The organism is Rhodocyclaceae bacterium (assembly GCA_020248265.1).
In the GTDB taxonomy this organism is placed as follows: Bacteria; Pseudomonadota; Gammaproteobacteria; order Burkholderiales; family CAIKXV01; genus CAIKXV01.
The window spans coordinates 24,821-45,233 of record JADCHX010000013.1; the positions used below are offsets into that span (position 1 = coordinate 24,821).

The following is a 20,413-nucleotide window of genomic DNA, read 5'->3' on the forward strand; positions in this document are numbered from 1 at the left end:
CATCCCCAGGAGGAGAACGGGCTGCCATGGCCATCCGGATCGAAGGACACGACGTCGCGGCCGACGCACGGCGGGTGTTCGAAACCGTCAGCGCAGGCGGCGTCGCCGTCATCCACCTCGACGTCGGCTATGCGGTCCTCGGATACACCGCCGATGCGGTGCGCCGGATCTACGCCGCCAAGCGGCGCAGCTTCGACAAGCCCACCGGCATCGTCGGCAACCACTGGCTGCACCGCGAACTGCACCAGTTGCCAGCGGACCGGCTGGCGATGATCGACGCAGTGACCCTCGGCCACGATCTGCCGCTGGCAGTGATCGCACCACTGCGGCGAGACCACGCCCTTCTCGCGACGATGGACCCGTTCGTGCTGTCCAATGCAGTCAAGGGCGACACGCTGAACATCCTGCTCAATGCCGGCGACCTGCGCAATCGCATCGCCGACCTCGCGATCGGTGCCGGCCAGCTGTTCGTCGGTTCGTCCGCCAACACCTCGCTCAAGGGCAGCCGCTATGCGGTGCCGGACATCGAGCCCGAGGTGATCGCACTGGCCGACATCGTGGTCGACTACGGGCGTTCGCGCTACAGCACGTCCGATGGCCTCTCCAGCACGATGATCGACTTCTCCACCTTCCGCGTGCAGCGGGCGGGCGTCTGCTTCGACAAGATCGCCGCCGTGCTGTCGACCGAGTTCGGCGTCACCCTTCAGAGACCGGAGCCCCGCCCATGAGTCGTCGTCCCCTTGCCCGACACACCGCAATCGCCGCATCGTCGCTGCTCGCCTGCGCGGCCGGTGCCCATGCCGCTTCCGCCTATCCCGACCGGCCGGTACGCATGATCGTGCCCTTCACGCCCGGTGGCGGCACCGACCTGGTGGCGCGGATGATCGCGCAGAAGCTCGGCGAGAACCTGGGCCAGCCAGTGGTCGTCGACAACCGCCCTGCGGTGGATGGCGTGGTGGGCACCGAGATCGCCGCGCGCTCGCAGCCCGACGGCTACACCCTGCTCCAGGTCTCGACCAGCCATGCGATCAACGTCGCGCTCGGCCGCAAGCTGCCCTACGACACGCTGAAGGACTTCGCACCGATCGCGCACACCGCGAACCAGCAGCTGATCCTGGTGGTCAACCCCGGGCTGCCGGTACGCACGGTGAAGGAACTCATCGCACTGGGCCGGGCCAAACCGGATGCACTCAACTACGGATCGAGCTCGAACGCGACTGCCCTGCCGACCGAGCTGTTCAAGGCGATGACCGGCATCCAGGCGCAGCACATCCCGTACAAGGGCTCGCCGCCGATGCTGGCCGACCTGATCGGCGGCCAGATCCAGATGTCCATCGCGGCGGCGATCTCCGCCATTCCGCAGGTGAAGTCGGGCAAGCTGCGTGTGCTGGCGATCGGCGACTCGCGGCGTTCCTCCGAGATGCCCGACCTGCCGACCATCGCGGAGGCCGGCGTGCCCGGCTACCAGGCCACGATCTGGAGCGGGCTGCTGGCACCGTCGGGTACACCCGCGCCGATCATCGATCGGTTGAACCGGGAGGTGGTGAAAGCCGTGCGTGCACCCGAGTTTCGCGCGAAGCTGCTCGAACTGGGCGCGGAGTCGGTCGGCAGCACGGCAGCCGAGTGGGGCTCGTTCCTGCGCACCGAGATCGAGAAGTGGCAGAAGATCGCGAAGCGGGCGGGCATGCGCGCGGAGTGACGCGCGGGCGCGCAGTCTGCTATTCCGCCACTTCAGCGCTGGGCGATGTCGATGATGGGCTGCTGGCTGAATTTGGCACGCGTGTGTTTGTTGGTACCAACTGAATACTGACTCTAGTGTGTGCAGCATCGACGTTGCTGCAATTCAAGTAACCGCACTGTGCTTCCGTTTCGCCCAGGAATCAAGGAAGATCGCATCACCGTGATTGATGCACTTCGAAAAGCACTCGGCGATCTGGCCACAATACGAACCGGTTACCCGTTCCGCGGGCCTCTATCGGAAGTTCCGTCGGGCGGAGCGCTCGTCGCCCAGATGAAGGACGTGGATCCGGCGTGGGGCCTCAACTGGAATTCGGTGGTACGTGCTGAGCTGCCCGGCCGCAAAAGACCCGATTGGTTGCAAGCCGAGGACGTCCTTTTCGTCGCTCGGGGCCAACGGTTCTATTCCGTCAGCATCGAAGAACCGCCCGCCCCTGCGGTCTGTGGGCCTCACCTGATGCTCCTGCGGCTGCGCCCCGGGGTAGACGTCAGCGCACGCTTTCTTGCCTGGCAGATCAACCAGCCGCCGGTCCAGCACCAGTTGCGGACAGCAGCTGAGGGCAGCAGTCAGCTGAGCGTGCGCATTTCCGCCTTGGAAGGTCTTCAGCTGGCCATTCCGCCCATCCATCAGCAGAGCCGTATCGTCGCGTTAGCCGATGCCGCGGTACGTGAGCGCCAGGCGCTCACCCAATTGATCCTGAACCGCGAACAGATATTCGCTGGCATCGCTGCCGACCTAGCCAAGGCCGCGGGCCTGAAGCCCTAACGGAGCCCGAGACCATGAACACCACCGCCATCAGCCAGGACGAAATCAACGCCGCCGTCTGGTCTGCCTGCGACACCTTCCGCGGCACCGTGGACCCGAGCATCTACAAGGACTATGTCCTGACGATGCTGTTCCTGAAGTACGTCTCCGACGTCTGGCAGGACCACTACGACAACTACAAGGCCCAGTACGGCGATCACCCCGAACTGATCGTCGAGATGTTGAAGAACGAGCGCTTCGTGCTGCCGGCCAGCGCGAGCTTCTACGCCCTGCATGCGCTGCGGCACACACCCGGCAACGGCGAGCGCATCGACAAGGCCCTGCACGCCATCGAGGAGGCCAACCTCGGCAAGCTGCGCGATGTGTTCCAGGACATCAGCTTCAACAGCAACAAGCTGGGCGACGAGCAGCAGAAGAACGACATCCTGCGCCACCTGCTGGAAGACTTCGCCAAGCCCGAGCTCAACCTGCGCGAGAGTCGCGTCGGCCAGCTCGACGTGATCGGCAACGCCTACGAGTTCCTGATCAAGAACTTCGCCTCCACCAGTGGCAAGAAGGCCGGCGAGTTCTACACGCCACCCGAGGTGTCCACGCTGATGGCACGGCTGATGGACCCGCAGGCCGGCGACGAGATCTGCGACCCGACCTGCGGCTCCGGCTCACTGCTGATGAAGTGCAGCCGGCTCATCCGTCAGCGCACTGGCGCGCGCAAGTATGCGCTGTACGGGCAGGAAGCCATCGGCAGCACCTGGGCGCTGGCCAAGATGAACATGTTCCTGCACGGCGAGGACAACCACCGCATCGAGTGGGGCGACACCATCCGCAACCCCAAGCTGCTGGACGGCGCGGCCAGCCTGAAGCACTTCGACATCGTCGTGGCCAACCCGCCCTTCAGCCTGGAGAAGTGGGGCTTCGAAGGCGCCGCGGCCGACAAGTTCAGCCGCTTCCGCCGCGGCATCCCGCCGCGCACCAAGGGCGACTACGCCTTCATCCTGCACATGGTCGAGACCATGAAGCCGGGCACAGGCCGCATGGCCGTGGTGGTGCCGCACGGTGTGCTTTTTCGCGGCGCGGCCGAAGGGCGCATCCGCCAGAAGCTGATCGAAGAGAACCTGTTGGACGTGGTCATCGGTCTGCCCGAGAAGCTGTTCTATGGCACGGGCATCCCAGCGGCGGTGCTGGTCTTCCGCAAGAGCAAGGCCGACGACAAGGTGCTCTTCATCGACGCCAGCCGCGACTTCGAGGCTGGCAAGAACCAGAACATGCTGCGTGAGGCCGACCTGCAGCGCATCCTGGACACCGCCGCAGCCCGCCAACCGGTGGAGCGCTACGCCCACCTGGCCACACCAGCCGAGATCGCCGAGAACGACTTCAACCTGAACATCCCCCGCTACGTCGACACCTTCGAGGAAGAGGCCGAGATCGACCTGATGGCTGTACGGCGCGAGCGCGAGCAGTTGAAGGCCGAACTGGCAAGGCTCGAGACCCAGATGGATGCGTACCTGAAGGAGCTGGGGTATGAGTGAGGGCTCAGGTGGTACCGGCAAGCCCCATCGCAAGGCCTTGAACCAAGGTCGCAGCCTCATGCGCTCGTCGGCAGCGGAGTACCTGACCTTCGTCGCGGCTGCCGGCCAAGGCGGGGTGGAAGCGATCTATGCCGACGAGAACGTCTGGCTGACCCAGAAGATGATGGGCCTGCTCTACGACGTCGAGACGCAGACCATCAACTACCACCTGAAGAAGGTGTTTGCCGACAGCGAGCTGGCCGAGGAGGCAGTTATTCGAAGTTTTCGAATAACTGCCGCCGACGGCAAGGGCTACGACACCAAGCACTACAGCCTGAGCGCCATCATCGCGGTGGGCTACAAGGTCAATTCCGAGCGCGCGGTGCAGTTCCGCAAGTGGGCCAGCGCCATCGTCGAGTCCTTCACCATCAAGGGCTTCGCGATGGACGACGAGCGGCTGAAGAACGACGGCTCCGTCCTGACCAAGCAGTACTTCGAAGAGCAACTACAGCGCATCCGGGAGATCCGCCTCTCCGAGCGCAAGTTCTATCAGAAGATCACCGACCTGTACGCCACGGCGATCGACTACGACGGCGAGGCCCAAGCCACGCAACGCTTCTTCGCCACGGTTCAGAACAAGCTGCACTGGGCCATCCACGGGCAGACGGCAGCCGAAGTCATCGTCAGCCGCGCCGACGCCAGCAAGGACCACATGGGGCTCACCTCATGGAAGGACGCGCCGCTGGGCAAGATCCAGAAGTTCGATGTCGTCGTGGCGAAGAACTACCTGACCGAGGGCGAGATGGCGCAACTGCAGCGCCTGGTGTCCGCTTACCTGGACCTGGCCGAAGACATGGCCCTGCGCCGGATCCCGATGACCATGCAGGACTGGGAGACGCGCCTGAACCGATTCATCGCCGCCACGGACCGGGCGGTGCTGCAGGACGCGGGCAAGGTCACGGCCGAGATTGCGCGAGCCCATGCCGAGAGCGAGTTCGAGAAGTACCGCATCGTGCAGGACCGGCTGTTCCAATCAGACTTTGATCGGCTGGTGGCGGGTGGCAGTGAAGGCGCCTCTGCGCCGCTGGAGAATCTGGAACAGCGTGGGCGCAAACCGAAGAAAGGGAGCGGCGATGCTGCCTGATGGATGGCGCCGAAGCACGCTGGGCGAGATCGCCCGCATCACGTCAGGCGGTACGCCGGATCGTTCCGAGGCCAGCTACTGGGGCGGCTCGGTCCCTTGGGTGACCACGGGCGAGATCCAGTTCAACACCATCACTGATACGGTCGAGAAGATCACCGAAGCCGGGCTCAAGAACTCGTCGGCCAAACGGTTCCCGCCGGGTACGTTGCTGATGGCGATGTACGGACAAGGCAAGACACGGGGACAGGTGGCGAAGTTGGGCGTCGAAGCTGCTACGAACCAAGCCTGCGCTGCGATCCTGCTCCACGAAGGCCACGATGCAGACTTCTACTTCCAATACCTGTCGGCGCACTACGAGTCGATCCGGGAACTGGGGAATGCTGGCACTCAGCAGAATCTGAGCGGCGGCATCTTGAAAACAGTGGAGGTGCCCGTTCCGCCGATCGAGGTGCAACGGCGAATTGCGCATGTCGTCGGCGTGTGGGATGAGGCCATCATCAAGGCTGAGAAGATTGTTTCTGCGTCGCAGAAGCGAAATCGATCATTGACGACTTCTCTCTTGTCCGGGAGGCGCCGGCTCGCAACACGCTCGAGCCGTTGGACCTACCTCGACTTCGATGAGGTGTTTGAACGGGTAGCACGCAAGAACACAACAGGCAACGACAACGTGCTCACGATCTCTGGAGAGCATGGCCTCATCAGCCAGCGCGAGTACTTCAACAAGTCGGTGGCCAGCGCCGATCTGTCCGGATACACCCTGCTGCATCGCGGTGAGTTTGCCTACAACAAGAGCTATTCGGCTGGCTACCCAATGGGTGCTATCAAGCCTCTGATGACCTATGACGCGGGTGTGGTCTCGAGTCTGTACTTGTGCTTTCGGCTGCGACCCAGCGCCAATGCCAGGTTCGACTTCTTCCGCCACTACTTTGAGGGCGGCATGCTCAACGAAGGCATTGGCGGCATCGCCCAAGAGGGAGCCCGCAACCACGGGCTGCTGAATGTCGGTATCGGCGACTTCTTCAAGCTGCGGCTCCACGTTCCTGGTGCCGAGGAGCAAGGTGCCATCGCGACAGTCATCAACACAGCAAAGGCCGAGGAGCGGCTGCAACTACGGCGCCTGAATGCACTGCGCTCCGAGAAGCAGGCCTTGATGCAGCAGCTACTCACTGGCAAGCGCCGCGTCAGCGTTTCCGACGGAGACAGCACACCATGAGCGCCGCCACACCCAACTCGAAGGAACAATACGCCGCCCATCTCCCGGCCCTGCACCTGTTGTGCAACCTGGGTTGGAGCTTCCTGACCACCGCCCAGGCCCTGGCCATGCGCGGCGGCACGCGTGAGGTGATCCTCCGCTCGCGTCTGGTCGAGGTACTTCAAAGCCGCCGCTACGAGTACAAGGGCCAGTGGTACCCACTTTCCAGCAGCGGCATCGAGCAGATCGTGCGGGAGCTGTCGGCGCTGACTTTGGCCGAGGGTCTGCTGCCCGCTAACGAGCGGCTGTACGGCAAGCTGGCGCTGGGCGTCACGGTCACCGAATTCATGCCGGACGGCAAGAAGCACCAGCCGACGATTCCCGTCGTCGACTGGGCCAACCCGGCGGCCAACCGCTGGGACGTGACTGAAGAGCTGGAGGTGCTGTCGGCCCAGGGCACGCATCACCGCACACCTGACCTAGTGTGTTTCGTCAACGGCCTGCCGTTGGTGGTGATCGAGGCCAAGCGGCCGGAGTCCGGCAGGCTCGACAAGGCGATGGTCGATGAAGGTGTCAGTCAGCATCTACGCAATCAGCGCCCCGACGAGATCCCGCAGCTCTTTGGCTACGCCCAGTTGTTGCTTGCCGTGAGCCAGACTGAAGCCCGCTACGGCACCACGGGCACCGCCGCCAAGTTCTGGGCCCGCTGGCGCGAAGAAGAGTTCGGCTCGGCCCACCAGGCCTCGGTCAAGAACGCGGTGCTGCCAGCGGCCGTACGCGCGAGCTTGTTCGACGGCAAGCCGGCATCCTTGGCAAGCTACTTCGATGCGTTGTGGGCCCAGCCCATGGAGCCGACCGACCAAGACCGCCTGCTGGTCGCCCTCATGACCCCGGCCCGTCTGCTGGAGTTCCTGCGCAGCTACGTGCTGTTCGACCGCAAGGTGGGGAAGATCGTCGCGCGCTATCAACAGTTCTTCGGCATACGCGCATTGCTGGCGCGCATCCAGCAACTGCGCCCCGACGGTGGGCGCGAGGGGGGGGTCATCTGGCACACCACGGGCTCGGGCAAAAGCTTCACGATGGTGTTCCTCACCAAGGCGCTGTTGTTGGTGGACACGCTGGCGGAGTGCCGGGTGGTGGTGGTGACGGACCGGGTCGACCTCGAAGGCCAGTTGTCGCGCAACTTCATCTCCGGTGGGGCCTTCGGATCGGCCATCGCATCGCTGAAGGACGGCGAGAAGAGCCGGGCGATGACCGGTCGTGACCTTGCTCGCCGCATCGGCAGCGGCACCGAGCGCATCACCTTCACGCTGGTCCACAAGTTCAACTCAGCCTCCAAGCTGCCGGAGTGCCGGAACCCCTCACCTAACCTGATCGTGCTGGTGGACGAAGGCCACCGCAGCCACGGCGGCGAGACCCACGAGCGCATGAAGAAGGCGCTGCCGCGTGCGGCCTACATCGCCTTCACCGGCACGCCGCTGCTGAAAGACGAAAAGACGTCCAACAAGTTCGGCCCCATCGTGCATGCTTACACCATGCAACGGGCTGTGGAAGACGAGACCGTGGCGCCGCTGCTCTACGAAGAGCGCGTGCCCGAGCTGACGATCAACGAGGAAGCCGTCAACCGCTGGTTCGACAAGATCACCGCCGGGCTGAGCGACGCCCAGCGTGGCGACCTGAAGAAGAAGCTCGCGAAGAAGGGCGTTGTCTATGGCGCAGCAGGGCGCATCGAGCTGATCGCGTGGGACATCGCCACGCACTTCAGCGAGAACATCAAGAAGCTGGACCTGGGCCTGAAGGGACAGGTGGCCACCGACAGCAAGCGCGATGCCATCCGCTACAAGAAGGCGCTGGACGACACGGGTCTGGTCACCAGCGCGATCGTCATCTCGCCGCCGGACACCCGTGAGGGCAACGCCGAGGTGGACGAGGAGAGCCTGCCTGACGTGCAGAAGTGGTGGAAGCAGACGGTGGTGGCGAGCGGGTTGGATGCCGAGGCCTACGAAAAGCAGGTGGTGGCCGACTTCGGCACCGACGACGGACCGGACCTGTTGATCGTGGTGGACAAGCTGTTGACGGGCTTTGACGAGCCACGCAACACGGTGCTCTACATCGACAAGCCGCTGAAGGGCCACAATCTGATCCAGGCCGTGGCCCGCGTGAACCGGCTGCACGACGACAAGCGCTATGGCGTGCTGGTGGATTACCGGGGCATCCTGAAAGAGCTGGACTCGGCGATCCGTGCCTACCAGGACCTGGAGACGCGCACCCAGGGCGGCTTTGACGTGGCCGACATCGAGGGCCTCTACCGTAACGTCGATACCGAGTACAAGCGCCTGCCGGGGCTGCACGACCGTATGTGGTCGTTCTTCAAGGACGTGGCGAACAAGCTGGACCGGGAACAGTTCCGGCAGGTGCTGACGCCCAGGTTCGTGAAGGCGCCGGACGGCGAGGAGTATGACGAGCGGCAGAAGCTGCGCGACGAGTTCTGCGGTGCTGTGACCGACTTCGGCCTGTGCCTGCAGACGGCGCTGTCGAGCCGCAGCTTCTTCGAGGACAAAAGCTTCTCCGAGGCACAGATCGCACGCTACAAGGCTGACCTGCGCTTCTTCACCGAACTGCGCATGACCGCCCGCCGCGATGCGATGGAGGTGGTGGACTACAGCGCCTACGAAGAGCAGATCCGCAAGCTGGTCGACAAGCAGGTGATCGGTAAAGAGGTTCGCGAATCCGAGGGGGTGTACCTCGTGCACCAGTTGGGCCAGGCCGAGGATCCGAAGGACTGGTCTGAGGAGAAGACGCGCAACGAGACGGACCTGATTCGAACGCGGCTGCGCAAGACCATCGAGCAGGACCTGGCGGACGACCCCTATGCGCAGAAGGTGTTTGGTGAGCTGCTGCGCCAGGCGATCGCCGAGGCCGAGGCGATGTTCGACCACCCGCTCAAGCAGTACGCACTGTTCAAGGACTTCGAGGAGCAGGTGAAATCGCGCCAGCCGCCCGGTACACCGGACCTGCTGGCGGACAAGCCGCACGCGAGAGCCTACTTCGGGGTGCTGCGCCTCGTACTGGGCGAAGATGCCGCAGAGGCCATGGACGATACCGCGCGCGAGGCGCTGGTGTCGCAGGCCCTGTCGATCGACGAGGTCGTCCGGACGGCGGTAGCCGAGAACTCGCTCAGCCCGCAGAGCATCGAAGCGGCCATTCGCAAAGGGCTGCTGCCGCTGCTGTACGGCAAGCTCGGGCTGGACCGGGCCAAGGAGGCTGTCGAGCAGATCGTGCAGATCACCCGTCTCGGCCTCGGGAAATCGCAATGAGCGATGGTGTAGCTGATCGGCTCGCGAGCGCGGGCCGGTTCAGCATTCGCTATGGCGAGGACGTCATCGCCTACACGCTGCGGTTGCAGCCGCAGCGCCAGCCCTCGAAAGTGGCCATCCACGTAGAGCCGAGCGGGCGCGTCCTGGTCGATGCGCCGGTGGGCGCCACACAGGCGGCCGTGGCACAAGCCGTGAGGAAGCGCGCGGCGTGGATCGCGAAACACGTGGCACAGGCCAGGGCTCGCCTGGAGCACGTCCGTCATCGGGAATACACGAGTGGCGAGTCCGTTCACTACCTGGGGAGGCGCTACCGTCTGCGCGTCACGGTGGACCCAGCGGCAGCGCCCGCCTGCCGGCTGCGCGGCGCGTACCTGGAGGTTGCTGTCCAGCGCAGGGCTGCCCAGGACGTGCAGGCAGAGATGGCGGGGTGGCTGCGCCACCGTGCCCGCGAGGTGCTGCGCGATCGCCTCGATGCTGTGGCCAGTGGATTGCGCTGGGTCAAGGAGCCGCCGCCGATGCGCCTGCAGTGGATGCGGGTCCAGTGGGGAAGTTGCTCGCCGCACGGACGAATCACCTTGCACCCGGCATTGGTCCAGGCTCCGAGGGAGTGCATCGACTACGTGGTGCTGCACGAGTTGTGCCATCTGGCCAGCCATGACCACAGCGCTCGGTTCTACAGGCTGCTTGATCGGCACATGCCGGGATGGCGCGCCTTGAAGGCGCGGCTCGATGGCATGGCCGAAGAGTTGCTGCGGCAGTAGCTGCAGGCGCCTCCGACAAGCGAAGGCGTCACGCCACCACGCGCATCCCGATCGCCTCGGCCTGCCGCCGCTCGAAGGCCTTGCAGCGCGCGTCGTGCTGCTGGCCGAGGATGCCGCCGCGCACCGTGCCCGGCTCGGTGGTCTTGAACACCGGCAGCCAGCTGGCCGGCAGGCGATCGCCATCGGGCGTCGACAGCCACAGCCGGAACAGCAGGCGCTTCTTCTCCGGTGCCTCATGGTCGGTGAAGTCGGTGCGCGAGTGCAGCGTCACATGGCTGTTGATCAGCTGCAGGTCGCCCGGCTCGAGGAACATCGTGTAGGCGAGGTCGCGGCGGCGCACCAGCGCATCGAACTTCTCCAGCGCCTCTAGGTGACGTGGCGGGATGCGCGGTACCCCTTCGATCGTCTGCGCGCCGTTCACCCGGTTGCGGTTCCACTTGCTGAACAGCAGGCCGCCTTCGACGTCGAACACCGGGTGCGGATACGACGGCTCTTCGTCCGGGGCCTGTTCTCCCTGGCGGCTGAAATGGATCGGCTGGTGCAGGTAGTCGACCAGGTCGGGATGTTCGCTCGCCATCCGTGCATGCGCGGTGACCGAGCTCGACACGATGCTCATGCCGCCGGAGATCGCCTGGTTGTAGCAACTGAGCCCCACGAAATCGGTGGAGTCGGTATGGAAGTCGAGCTCGGCGTTCGACGAGTAACCGCGCCCGGTCGAGGTGCGGTAGTTGGTGCCGACGTCGCGCACCGCCGACAGGTAGTGGCTGGCCTTGCCCTGCGGGCGGCCGACGCCGACATGCAGGCCGATCGCCCAGGTCATCAGCTCGAACTGCTTCTCGTCGAGGCCCTCGCGCGGCAGGCCCTTGACCAGCGAGAGCCCGCGGCCGCGGCGCGCTTCAGCCACCGCTGCCGCGATCGGCCGTGCGGCCGCACCGAGGTCGAATTCGTCGCGCCGGTAGTCGAGCAGCGTGCGCGCCGGATCGTACGCCTGGCGCACCGCCGCCGCGAGGTCGTGGCGGGCATCGTCATCGAGACGGAACACCCAGCCGCGGTCGTGCTCGAGGTCGTGCGCCGTCCAGTCGGCAGGCGCCGTGGCCTGCGGGTCGATCCCGTAGTCGGTCATCTGGCTCATCGCGTGCATGCAGCCGCGCTACTTGCCTTCGTAGCGTCCCGGCCGCTTCTCCTTGTAGGCTTCGATCGCTTCCCGGTAGTCGGCCGTACCCTGCGCCGCGGCCATCGCGGCGGCGGTGTATTCGAGGCTCGACTTCAGGTCGCTGCGCTCATTATGGCGTACCAGCCGCTTGATCAGCCGCTGCTGGATCGGCGGCCCGCCGGCCAGCCGGTGCGCGAAGGCAAGTGTCTCGGTGAGCAGCGCCTCGGGCGCATGCAGGCGGTTCACCAGGCCGACCCGTTCCGCATCGGTGGCCGACAGCCAGTCGCCGGTCCATAACAGTTCCAGCGCGCGGCCGGTGCCGATCAGCCGCGGCAGGAAGTGGCAGCCGCCGTTGCCCGGGATCAGGCCGACCCGGATGTAGGCCTCGCAGAAGCGCGCATTGGTCGAGGCGAAGCGGATGTCGCACATCAGCGCGAGGTCCATGCCGGCGCCGGCCGCCGCACCGTTCACTGCCGCGATCAGCGGCTTGTCGAACTGCTCGATCGCGCGCGCCAGCCGGTGCGTGCCGGTCTGCAGCCGGTTCATCCGGTCGAACGGCGTCGGCGTCTCGCCCCCGGCGACTTCCTGTGCGCGGCGGCCGAGATCGCCGCCAGCGGAGAAGGCATCGCCGGCACCGGTCACCACCACCACGCGCACGTCATCGTCGCTCAGCGCGCTGTCGAGCGTGTCGGCGAGGGCACCGACCATCTCCGGGCTGAAGGCATTCTTCTTGTGCGGCTGGTTCAGCGTCAGCCGCAGCACGTGTCCATCGAGTTCGACAAGCAGGTGGTCGGTCATCGGGGTTCCGGTCGGGGTCGGGGCGGGATTGGAGACGGTTCAGTGCGCGGACTGCACGGACGCGTGGGTCACCACCAGCGCATCGGCAGCCACCGCACCGCGGCCGGCCGGCCGCACGAACAGCGGATTGATGTCGAGTTCGGCGAGCACGCCATGATGCGCCCAGGCGAAGGCCGACACGTTGACGAGGACCTCGACGACTGCATCGATGTCCAGCGCCGGCAGCCCGCGCGTGCCGCGCAGGATGGGTGCGCAGCGCAGCTCGTCGATCATCGATCGTGCCTCGACGGCATCGATCGGCGCGACGCGGCAGGTGGAGTCGCCCATCGCCTCGGCGAACACGCCGCCCTGGCCGAGCACGATCACCGGGCCGACCGCCGGCTCGTCGACCACGCCGACCAGCAGTTCGAAGCCGTCGGCGACCATCTCGGACACCAGCACGCCCTGCAGCCGGGCCGTCGGCGCGCGCTCGTGGCAGGCGGCCACCACGCCGTCGATCGCCGCCTGCAGCGGTGCGCCGGCCGGCACCGACAGCCTGACACCGCCGATGTCGCTCTTGTGCGGGATGTCGGACGACACGATCTTCACCGCATACGGGCCATCGATGTCGCGCGCCAGGTGCAACGCCTCGGCCAGCGCATCGACCGGCACCATCACCTCGCCCGGGGTACGCACGCCGATCGAGCGCAGCAGCGCCTTGGAGGACACTTCGTCGAGGGCGCGGCCGTCGGCCTGCAGCAACGACACTGGCGCGACTGCGGCACCGCCGTCGGCTGGCGCCTGGCCTGCCGTCGGTGCCCGGGCTGCGGCCTCCCGAGCGGCTGCCCAGGTTGCGAGCGCACCCATCGCCTTCGCGACCCGTACCGGCGAGGGCAGCATCGGCAGGCGAATGTCGCGCAGCATCGTGTGCGCCTCGAGCGCCAGCGACTTGTGCATCGACGAGAACACGAACACCGGCTTGCGCAGGTCGGCGGCCATGTCGACCAGGAACTTCGCGCCGGCGACGGTACCGCCAGGGCTGGAACTGGCGAAGTTCAGGCACAGCGTGTCGACCCCCGAGTCGTCGAGCACCGCGCGGATCACGTCGGCATAGGCCTTCGGCCCGCGGATGCCGATGTAGCCGGCGGTGAGGTCGACCGGGTTGGTCGGCGATCCGATCGGCGGCAGCAGGGCTGCGACCCTGTCGACCGTGGCCGGCTGGAACTCGGCGAACGCGAGGCCGGCCTGCGACGCCGCGTCGCAGAACACGATCGCCGATCCGCCGGAGCCGCCGATCACCGCCGCGCGACGCCCGCTGCCCATGCCGGGATAGCGCGCATGGCACTGGAACGCCTTCACCAGGTCGGGGGCGTCGCTCATCTCGTTCAGTTCGACGATGCCGGCCTGGCGGAACAGCGCGCGGTAGACGTCGGCCCGGCCGACGATGCTGCCGGTGTGGGTGGCGGCGGCGCGCGCGCCCTGCTCGGTCACGCCGCCCTTCCAGACCAGCAGCGGCTTGCCCAGCGCAAGCGCCTTGCGCCCGACCTGCATCAGCGCGCGCGCATCGGGCAGGCCTTCGAGGTAGGTCATCACGATCTCGGTGCCGGGATCGTCGAGCAGCGCATCGATCAGGTCGACGCAGCCGAGGTCGGCCTCGTTGCCGGTGGCGATCACGTAGCGGAAGCCGATCGACTCTTCCGCACAGGCGAGCGCCAGGCTGTAGCCGAAACCGCCGCTCTGGGTGACCAGCGACACCGTGCCTGCCTCCAGCCTGGGCACGCGGCTGATGCTGCCGAACGCGGCACAGACGCGATCGGGGATGTTCGCGAAGCCGAGGCAGTTCGGGCCGATCAGGCGGATACCGGCGGCGCGTGCGGTCGCCACCACCTGGTCCTGGAGGGCCGCGCCGGCGTCGCCAGTCTCGCGGAAGCCGCCGCTCATCACGACCGCCATCCGCACCTGCCGGCGCGCAGCCTGTTCCATCACGCCCGGCACCGCGGCGGCCGGCACAGCAATCACCACCAGGTCGACCGGACTGGGCACTGCATCGAGCGACGGGAAGCAGGGCTTGCCGAGCAGCTCCGGATACTTCGGGTTGATCGGATACACCGCACCCGGGTAGCCCATCGCGATCAGTGCCTTGAGCGTCTCGTGGCCGGGGCGGGCGGGGTCGTCCGAGGCTCCGACGATCGCGATCGAGCGCGGCGAGAGCAGGCTGGAGAGGGTGGTCGGCGTGTCGCCGGCAGTCCGGTCGGTGCGGGTCATGCGATGTCCTGTTGCAGGGGGGCGTGCGGCGAAGGCGATGCTACTCGGCGCGGGCGCCCGAGGCCTTCACGACCTTCGCCCACTTGCGGATCTCGATGTCGAGGTGGCGCGCGAGCTCGTCGGGGCCGGCACCCACCGGGTCGACGCCCTGGGCCGACAGGCGACCCTGCACCTCACGCTGCTTGAGCACGGCCGCCATCTCGCGATGATGGCGGTCGGCCAGCGCCCGTGGCGTGCCGCCAGGCGCGAAGTAGGCATACCAAGTGGTCGCTTCATAGCCGGGCACGCCTGCCTCGGCGATCGCCGGTACATCGGGCAGCGCCGGGCTGCGCTGCGCGGAGGTGACACCGAGCGCGCGCAGCTTGCCCGACTGGACGTTCGGGACCGCATTGAGCATGTTGTTGAACATGACCTGCACGTGGCCAGCCAGGAGGTCGCCGGTGGCGGGGCCCGCCCCCTTGTACGGCACGTGCACCAGCTTCACGCCGACCATCGACGCGAACAGTTCGCCCGCGAGGTGGGGAGCGCTGCCGCTGCCGGAGGAGGCATACACCAGCTCGCCGTTACGCTTGCGCGCGAGGCGGATGAGGTCGGACACGCTCTTCACCGGCAGGGACGGATGAACCACCAGCACCAGCGGCGAAGCCGCCACCCAGGTCACCGGCGCGAGGTCGCGCACCGGATCGAAGGTGATCTGCGGATAGATGCTCGGGTTGATCGCGATCGACGAACTGGTGAGCAACACGGTGTAGCCGTCGCCGGGCGATCGCACGACCAGTTCGGTGCCGATCGTGCTGCCGCCGCCGGCACGGTTGTCGACGACTACCGTCTGGCCGAACGATTCGGTCAGGCGCGACGAAACCACCCGCGCGATCATGTCGACCGGGCCGCCGGGAGCAAACGGAACGACCATCCGGATCGGCTTCGCGGGGAACGCCTGAGCCAATGCGGGCGGCGGCGGGACAAGGACGAGCACAAGTGCAAGCACGGCCCCTGCCCCTACCCTGGCGCAAGGCGCCGACGGGACGACCTCCGGGACGCAGCGCATCCGTCGCATGACTGGCTCCTCCTTCGTGCGGACACTCGCCTGCCATGGGTCGCAGGGGCATGGCCTGCGAGGGCGGCGGATCCGTCGTGCATGACTGTCGGGCGACGATACGCAATAACTTGACGCGCGTAAAGTCACTGGTACGATACCTGCAGACGACGTCAAACAAGGCGGGCGCGAGAGCCTGTCGATGCCGCCAGCGGCGGGTCCGCGCGACCCGGCGCCGCGTGGCAGCCCGCGATGCCGGGCGCGAAGGAGGAGCAACGATGCGTTCAACGACGCGCGCCGCGCGCGCGCTGGCCCTGGCCTCGGCCACCGTCGCGGCTGCGCTGTGCGCAGGCACCGTGGCGGCACAGGCCTGGCCGTCGAAGCCGATCCGGCTGGTGCTGCCGTTCCCGCCGGGCGCGCCGAGCGACCTGGTCGGCCGGCTGGTCGGGCAGAAGATGGGGGAGTTCCTCGGCGTGGGGGTGGTCCCCGACAACCGCGTCGGCGCCGGCGGCACGCTCGCGCTGAACATCGTCGCCAAGTCCCCGGCGGACGGCTACACCATCCTGATCACCTCGCCGACGATCTCGCTCAGCCCGCACCTGTACGCGAAGCTGCCGTTCGACCCGATCCGCGACTTCGTGCCGGTGGCCCGCCTGGCCACGATCGAGAACGTGATGCTGGTCAACCCGCGGGTACCGGCACGCACGCTCAAGGAGTTCATCACGCTGGCGCGCAACAACCCGGGCAAGCTCAACTACGGCTCTGGCGGTGGCGGTACGACCAACCATCTCGCGAACGAGCTGCTGCGCACGCTCGAGAAGATCGAGATGGTGCACGTGCCTTACAAGGGCGCGACCCAGGCCACGATGGCTGCGGTCACCGGCGAGGTCGACCAGGTCATCGTGTCGGTCGCCTCGGTACTGCCGCTGATCAACGAGAAGAAGGTCCGGCCGCTCGTCGTGCTGTCCGAGTCGCGGGTGTCGACCGTCCCCGACGTGCCGACCTCGAAGGAAGCCGGCTATCCGAAGCTGCTGATGTCGATCTGGTACGGCCTCTATGCCCCGGCCGGCACGCCACAGGACGTCGTGGCGCGGCTCAACCGCGAGGCGCTGCGCGCACTGGAGTCGCCCGATCTCAGGACGCGCGGAGCGGCGATGGGTATCGATCCCTGGCCGGGCTCGCCGGAACAGCTCGACCAGCTGACGCGCTCCGAGATGGCGCGCTACGGCATGATCATCAAGAGCGCGGGCATCAAGCCGGAGTAGCGGCAGCCCGCTTGCGCGGCGCGGCCCTGGCCGCGACCTTCGCAGGCGCTACGGTCTTGCGGGCCGTGGCACCCGCCTTGCGCGCGGGTCCGGCCGCGTTGCGCTTCGGCTTTGCCGGTGCGGCTTCGGGCGCCAGGATGCGCCGGCCGATCCAGCGCAGGCATTCCTGCCAGTCTTTCTGGAAGCCGGCCCCGGTCGCGGCCCGGCCGGTCACCAGCAGCGTGATCTGCGGGAAAGCGATCGGATAGGTGGCCAGCGACAGGATCGCGAGTTGCAGCATGCGGTGGTCGACATCGCCGGGCAGGCTGCCGTCGGCCTGCAACTGCTGCAGGGCCTTGCCATAGTCCGCGATGCGCTTCTGCCGCCCTGCACGCCCGGGCACCCGGCGCGCCTGACCACTGGCCGCCTCCCAGGTGAGGAAGCGGATGTAATCGAGGTCGTCGACCCGCTTCGCGAAGCGCTCGGCGATCAGGTCGCGCGGGTCGTCCGGCATCGGCTCTTCCCAGGTCATGCCCGGGCGGAAACGCAGGTCGTGCACTTCGCGGAACAGCGCTTCCTTGCTGCCGAAGTGGTGGTTGATCAGCTGCTTGCTCACGCCGGCGCGGCGCGCCACGCCCGCGGTGGTCGCGCCGTCGAAGCCCTTCTCGCAGAACTCCTCGGCGGCCGCCGCAAGCACGGCCTCCCGGGTTCTAGCACTGTCCCTGATCTTGCCCATCATGGGGCGCAGGTTAGCGCAAGTCGGGGCCTGCGCCAAACATCCGCTAACTTGACGACAGTAAAGTAGCCGCATACGATCGGCTGATCGGAGCCTCGAGAGGCGCCTGCCAGGCGCCCCGGCCCGGAGGAGACACGGATGGGACCCGGATGACCGAAACCGCGCAGGCCATGCGTGACAGGACTGCCGTCAGCGGCGTCGGACTGCTGCTCGGCAAGTACCCGGAGCGAACCTCGCTGTCGCTGGCGGTCGAGGCCTACGACATCGCGCTCGCCGATGCCGGCCTTGAACGCAAGGATGTCGACGGCATCATCCAGCTGTCCTACGGCTACGACTACGACCGCTTCCTCGAGGCGGTCGGTGCCGACGTGCGCTATGCCTACCAGGGGTGGAGCCACGGCCGCTTCGTCGCGCCGATGCTGCAGCATGCCGCGATGGCCGTGGCCACCGGCATGGCGAAGGCGGTGGCGATCGTGCACGGCCGCCGCAGCAAGGCCTACGGACAGACCGCCGACCACGAGATGTGGCGGCAGGGCCTGGGTCCGCACGGCGAGTCGCCGGCCTATGGCGCGCTCGGCCCGGCCTTCGGCGCTGCGATCGCCGCGCAGCGCTACTTCCACCTGTACGGCGGCAGCAACGAAGACCTCGCGCCGATCGCGATGGCCTTCCGCAAGCATGCCCAGCTCAACCCGATCGCGGTACGCAAGGACCCGATGAGCCGCGACGACTACCTGAAGTCGCGCTGGATCATCGAGCCACTGCGGCTGTTCGACTGCTGCCAGAACAACGATGGCGGCGCCTGCATCATCGTCACCTCGGCCGAGCGCGCGCGCGACCTGCGCAAGCCGCCGGTCTACATCTCCGGCATGCAGGGCGTGCACGCCGGACGGCAGCTGCACAACCTCACGCTGCCGGGGCTGGGCGTCGCCCAGCAGGATGTCTTCCCCTACCGGCCGACGCGCGAAGACCTTTACGCGTACGAGATGGCCGGCGTCACCCAGAAAGACATCGACGCGCTGATCACCTACGACGCCTTCTCGCCGCTGGTGCTGTTTGCGCTCGAGCGCTTCGGCTTCTGCGGTCCGGGCGAGGCGCGCGAGTTCGTGAAGGACGGCCGCATCGAGCTCGGTGGCGAGCTGCCGATCAACACCGGAGGCGGGCTGCTGTCCGAGGGCCACATGATCGGCTGGAACCTGTTCATCGAGGCGGTGCGCCAGCTTCGCCACGAATGCGGGCCGCGCCAGGTGAAGGATGCGCAGGTGATCCAGTACGGCAGCTTCCTGGGCGAATCGGTGATCTTCCGGAGATGAGCATGAAGCCCGCATACAAGATGCTCGACGAGCAGACCGGCCGCTACCTGCCGTTCGTCTACCCGGAAGAACTGCCGTTCTGGGAAGCCGCACGCCGCCATGAACTGGTGCTGCAGCGCTGCGGCGGCTGCGGACGCGCGTGGTATCCGATCGGCCCCGCCTGCCCGCACTGCTTCTCGACGAAGTGGGACTGGAGCCGGATGAGCGGCCGCGGCACCCTGCACAACTACGTCGTCTATCACAAGGCCTGGACGCCGTACTTCGAGAGCCGGGTGCCGTACGCGGTGGTCCAGGTCGAGCTCGAAGAGGGGCCCCGCCTCACCACGAACCTGCTCGGCTGCGCGTTGTCCGACATCCGCATCGGGATGCCGGTCGAGGTCGATTACGAAGAGATCCCCGGCGACATCACGCTGGTACAGTTCCGCCCGGCGAAGGAGCAGGCATGAGCAGCACGGCAGGCAGTGGTCCACTCCTCGACGCGGACTCCCCCGAGACCGTCCGCCTGACCCCGGAGGAAGCGAGCGCGATCGGCATCAAGGCGCTCGGGCGCATCGGCTACGAGCCGGCTGATGCGAAGATCATCGTCGACCAGCTGGTCGACAACTCGCTGTGCGGCTACCGCTTCGCCGGCCTGCCGCGCATCATGGCAATCGCCGGCGACGAGAAGGCGCGCCACGGCCGCAAGCCGATCACCACCGTGCGCGAGACGCCGGTATCGGCGCTGCTCGACGGCGGCAACGAGATCGGCTACATCGTCGCCTACCGCGCGGCCGAGGTCGCGATCGCCAAGGCGCGCACCAGCGGCATCGCCTGCGTGGGTGCGTACAACAGCTACTACAGCGGCCGCAACGCCTACTTCGTCGAGAAGGTCGCGCGCGAAGGCCTGGTCGCGATCCACATCGCCAGCGCCAAGCCGCGCGTGCTGCCGGTCGGCGGTGCGCGCCCGGCGCTCGGTACCAACCCGCTGTGCTTCGGCTTCCCGTCGAAGGAAGGCCCTGTGATCTTCGACATGGGCACGGCCGCGCTGATGTGGGGCGACGTGCTGCTGCATGCGCACCTCGGGCAGCCGCTGCCCGAAGGCATCGGCTTCGATGCCGATGGACGCGCGACCACCGACGCGCGCGAGACCCTCAAGGGCGGCGTGGTTCCGTTCGGCGGCCACAAGGGTTACGGCCTGTCGTTCGCGGTCCAGGCCATGGGCCTGCTGGCCGGCGCGACGTTCGCGCGCGGCGAGGTGCAGGACTACGGCTTCCTGTTCTGGGTGGTCGACCCGGCCATCATGTTCACCGAACCGGACTTCGAGACGCAGATGTCGGAACTGGTGCGAAAGATCAAGGCCACGCCGAAGCAGCCCGGGGTCGACGAGATCCGCATCCCGTCCGAGCGTGCCCGCCGCGAGCGCGAGCGGCGCCGGGTCGAAGGCATCGTCGTCGAGCGCAAGGTCATCGAGGCGCTCGAGGCGCTGTGAGC

17 protein-coding genes are annotated in these 20,413 nt (G+C 67.0%); 12 read left to right on the top strand and 5 right to left on the bottom strand.

The features are described 5' to 3' along the window. Positions 1 to 26: 26 nt before the first annotated feature. The 8 genes from ING98_14330 to ING98_14365 all read left to right on the top strand — a co-directional run bounded on the left by ING98_14330 (position 27) and on the right by ING98_14365 (position 10,422). Entirely contained in the window at positions 27 to 728 is a 702-nt protein-coding gene (locus ING98_14330; protein MCA3103039.1) for a Sua5/YciO/YrdC/YwlC family protein, read from the top strand. Further along, the gene (locus tag ING98_14335) at positions 725 to 1,699 is read left to right on the top strand and encodes a tripartite tricarboxylate transporter substrate binding protein (protein MCA3103040.1); all 975 of its coding nucleotides are present in this window, start codon (positions 725 to 727) and stop codon (positions 1,697 to 1,699) included. The genes ING98_14330 and ING98_14335 overlap by 4 nt, the downstream gene beginning before the upstream one ends. Positions 1,700 to 1,900: 201 nt before the next feature. Then, positions 1,901 to 2,503, top strand: a complete 603-nt coding sequence (locus ING98_14340; GenBank protein ID MCA3103041.1) for a restriction endonuclease subunit S — start codon at positions 1,901 to 1,903, stop codon at positions 2,501 to 2,503. A gap of 14 nt (positions 2,504 to 2,517) precedes the next feature. Continuing rightward, a complete protein-coding gene (locus ING98_14345; protein ID MCA3103042.1) occupies positions 2,518 to 4,029 on the top strand; it encodes a type I restriction-modification system subunit M in 1,512 nt (503 codons plus the stop codon). Beyond that, the gene (locus ING98_14350) at positions 4,022 to 5,152 is read left to right on the top strand and encodes a virulence RhuM family protein (protein MCA3103043.1); all 1,131 of its coding nucleotides are present in this window, start codon (positions 4,022 to 4,024) and stop codon (positions 5,150 to 5,152) included. Before ING98_14345 ends, ING98_14350 begins: the two co-directional genes overlap by 8 nt. After that, positions 5,142 to 6,365 carry a restriction endonuclease subunit S gene (locus ING98_14355; GenBank protein MCA3103044.1) on the top strand — a complete coding sequence of 408 codons (1,224 nt, stop codon included), beginning with the start codon at positions 5,142 to 5,144 and terminating at the stop codon, positions 6,363 to 6,365. Before ING98_14350 ends, ING98_14355 begins: the two co-directional genes overlap by 11 nt. Then, positions 6,362 to 9,661, top strand: coding sequence for a type I restriction endonuclease subunit R (locus ING98_14360; protein MCA3103045.1), 3,300 nt, complete (start codon positions 6,362 to 6,364; stop codon positions 9,659 to 9,661). The genes ING98_14355 and ING98_14360 overlap by 4 nt, the downstream gene beginning before the upstream one ends. Then, the gene (locus ING98_14365) at positions 9,658 to 10,422 is read left to right on the top strand and encodes a M48 family metallopeptidase (protein ID MCA3103046.1); all 765 of its coding nucleotides are present in this window, start codon (positions 9,658 to 9,660) and stop codon (positions 10,420 to 10,422) included. The genes ING98_14360 and ING98_14365 overlap by 4 nt, the downstream gene beginning before the upstream one ends. 28 nt (positions 10,423 to 10,450) lie before the next feature. Here ING98_14365 and ING98_14370 read toward each other — a convergent pair whose 3' ends face one another. Genes ING98_14370 through ING98_14385 form a run of 4 tightly spaced genes read right to left on the bottom strand, consistent with a single transcriptional unit; the run spans position 10,451 to position 15,665 of the window. Further along, positions 10,451 to 11,554: a TauD/TfdA family dioxygenase gene (locus tag ING98_14370; protein ID MCA3103047.1), complete on the bottom strand. Its 1,104-nt coding sequence runs from the start codon at positions 11,552 to 11,554 to the stop codon at positions 10,451 to 10,453. Between the two features lie 18 nt (positions 11,555 to 11,572). Further along, positions 11,573 to 12,373 carry an enoyl-CoA hydratase/isomerase family protein gene (locus ING98_14375; GenBank protein MCA3103048.1) on the bottom strand — a complete coding sequence of 267 codons (801 nt, stop codon included), beginning with the start codon at positions 12,371 to 12,373 and terminating at the stop codon, positions 11,573 to 11,575. A 39-nt stretch (positions 12,374 to 12,412) separates the two neighbouring features. Beyond that, a complete protein-coding gene (locus tag ING98_14380; protein ID MCA3103049.1) occupies positions 12,413 to 14,617 on the bottom strand; it encodes an acetate--CoA ligase family protein in 2,205 nt (734 codons plus the stop codon). A gap of 40 nt (positions 14,618 to 14,657) precedes the next feature. After that, complete coding sequence (locus ING98_14385) at positions 14,658 to 15,665, bottom strand: tripartite tricarboxylate transporter substrate binding protein (GenBank protein ID MCA3103050.1); 1,008 nt, start codon at positions 15,663 to 15,665, stop codon at positions 14,658 to 14,660. 266 nt (positions 15,666 to 15,931) lie between these two features. On the opposite strand from ING98_14385, the gene ING98_14390 reads away from it, so the two are divergent. Beyond that, a complete protein-coding gene (locus ING98_14390; protein ID MCA3103051.1) occupies positions 15,932 to 16,918 on the top strand; it encodes a tripartite tricarboxylate transporter substrate binding protein in 987 nt (328 codons plus the stop codon). Here the strand turns inward: ING98_14390 and ING98_14395 are convergent. Continuing rightward, a complete protein-coding gene (locus ING98_14395; protein ID MCA3103052.1) occupies positions 16,905 to 17,633 on the bottom strand; it encodes a TetR/AcrR family transcriptional regulator in 729 nt (242 codons plus the stop codon). The two genes, ING98_14390 and ING98_14395, sit on opposite strands and share 14 nt — an antisense overlap. A gap of 149 nt (positions 17,634 to 17,782) precedes the next feature. On the opposite strand from ING98_14395, the gene ING98_14400 reads away from it, so the two are divergent. Genes ING98_14400 through ING98_14410 form a run of 3 tightly spaced genes read left to right on the top strand, consistent with a single transcriptional unit; the run spans position 17,783 to position 20,411 of the window. Next, on the top strand, positions 17,783 to 18,943 hold the full coding sequence (locus ING98_14400) for a hypothetical protein (GenBank protein ID MCA3103053.1): 1,161 nt from the start codon (positions 17,783 to 17,785) through the stop codon (positions 18,941 to 18,943). Positions 18,944 to 18,963: 20 nt separating this feature from the next. Next, positions 18,964 to 19,389, top strand: a complete 426-nt coding sequence (locus ING98_14405) for an OB-fold domain-containing protein (GenBank protein MCA3103054.1) — start codon at positions 18,964 to 18,966, stop codon at positions 19,387 to 19,389. Continuing rightward, positions 19,386 to 20,411: an Ldh family oxidoreductase gene (locus ING98_14410; GenBank protein MCA3103055.1), complete on the top strand. Its 1,026-nt coding sequence runs from the start codon at positions 19,386 to 19,388 to the stop codon at positions 20,409 to 20,411. Before ING98_14405 ends, ING98_14410 begins: the two co-directional genes overlap by 4 nt. Positions 20,412 to 20,413: the final 2 nt, after the last annotated feature.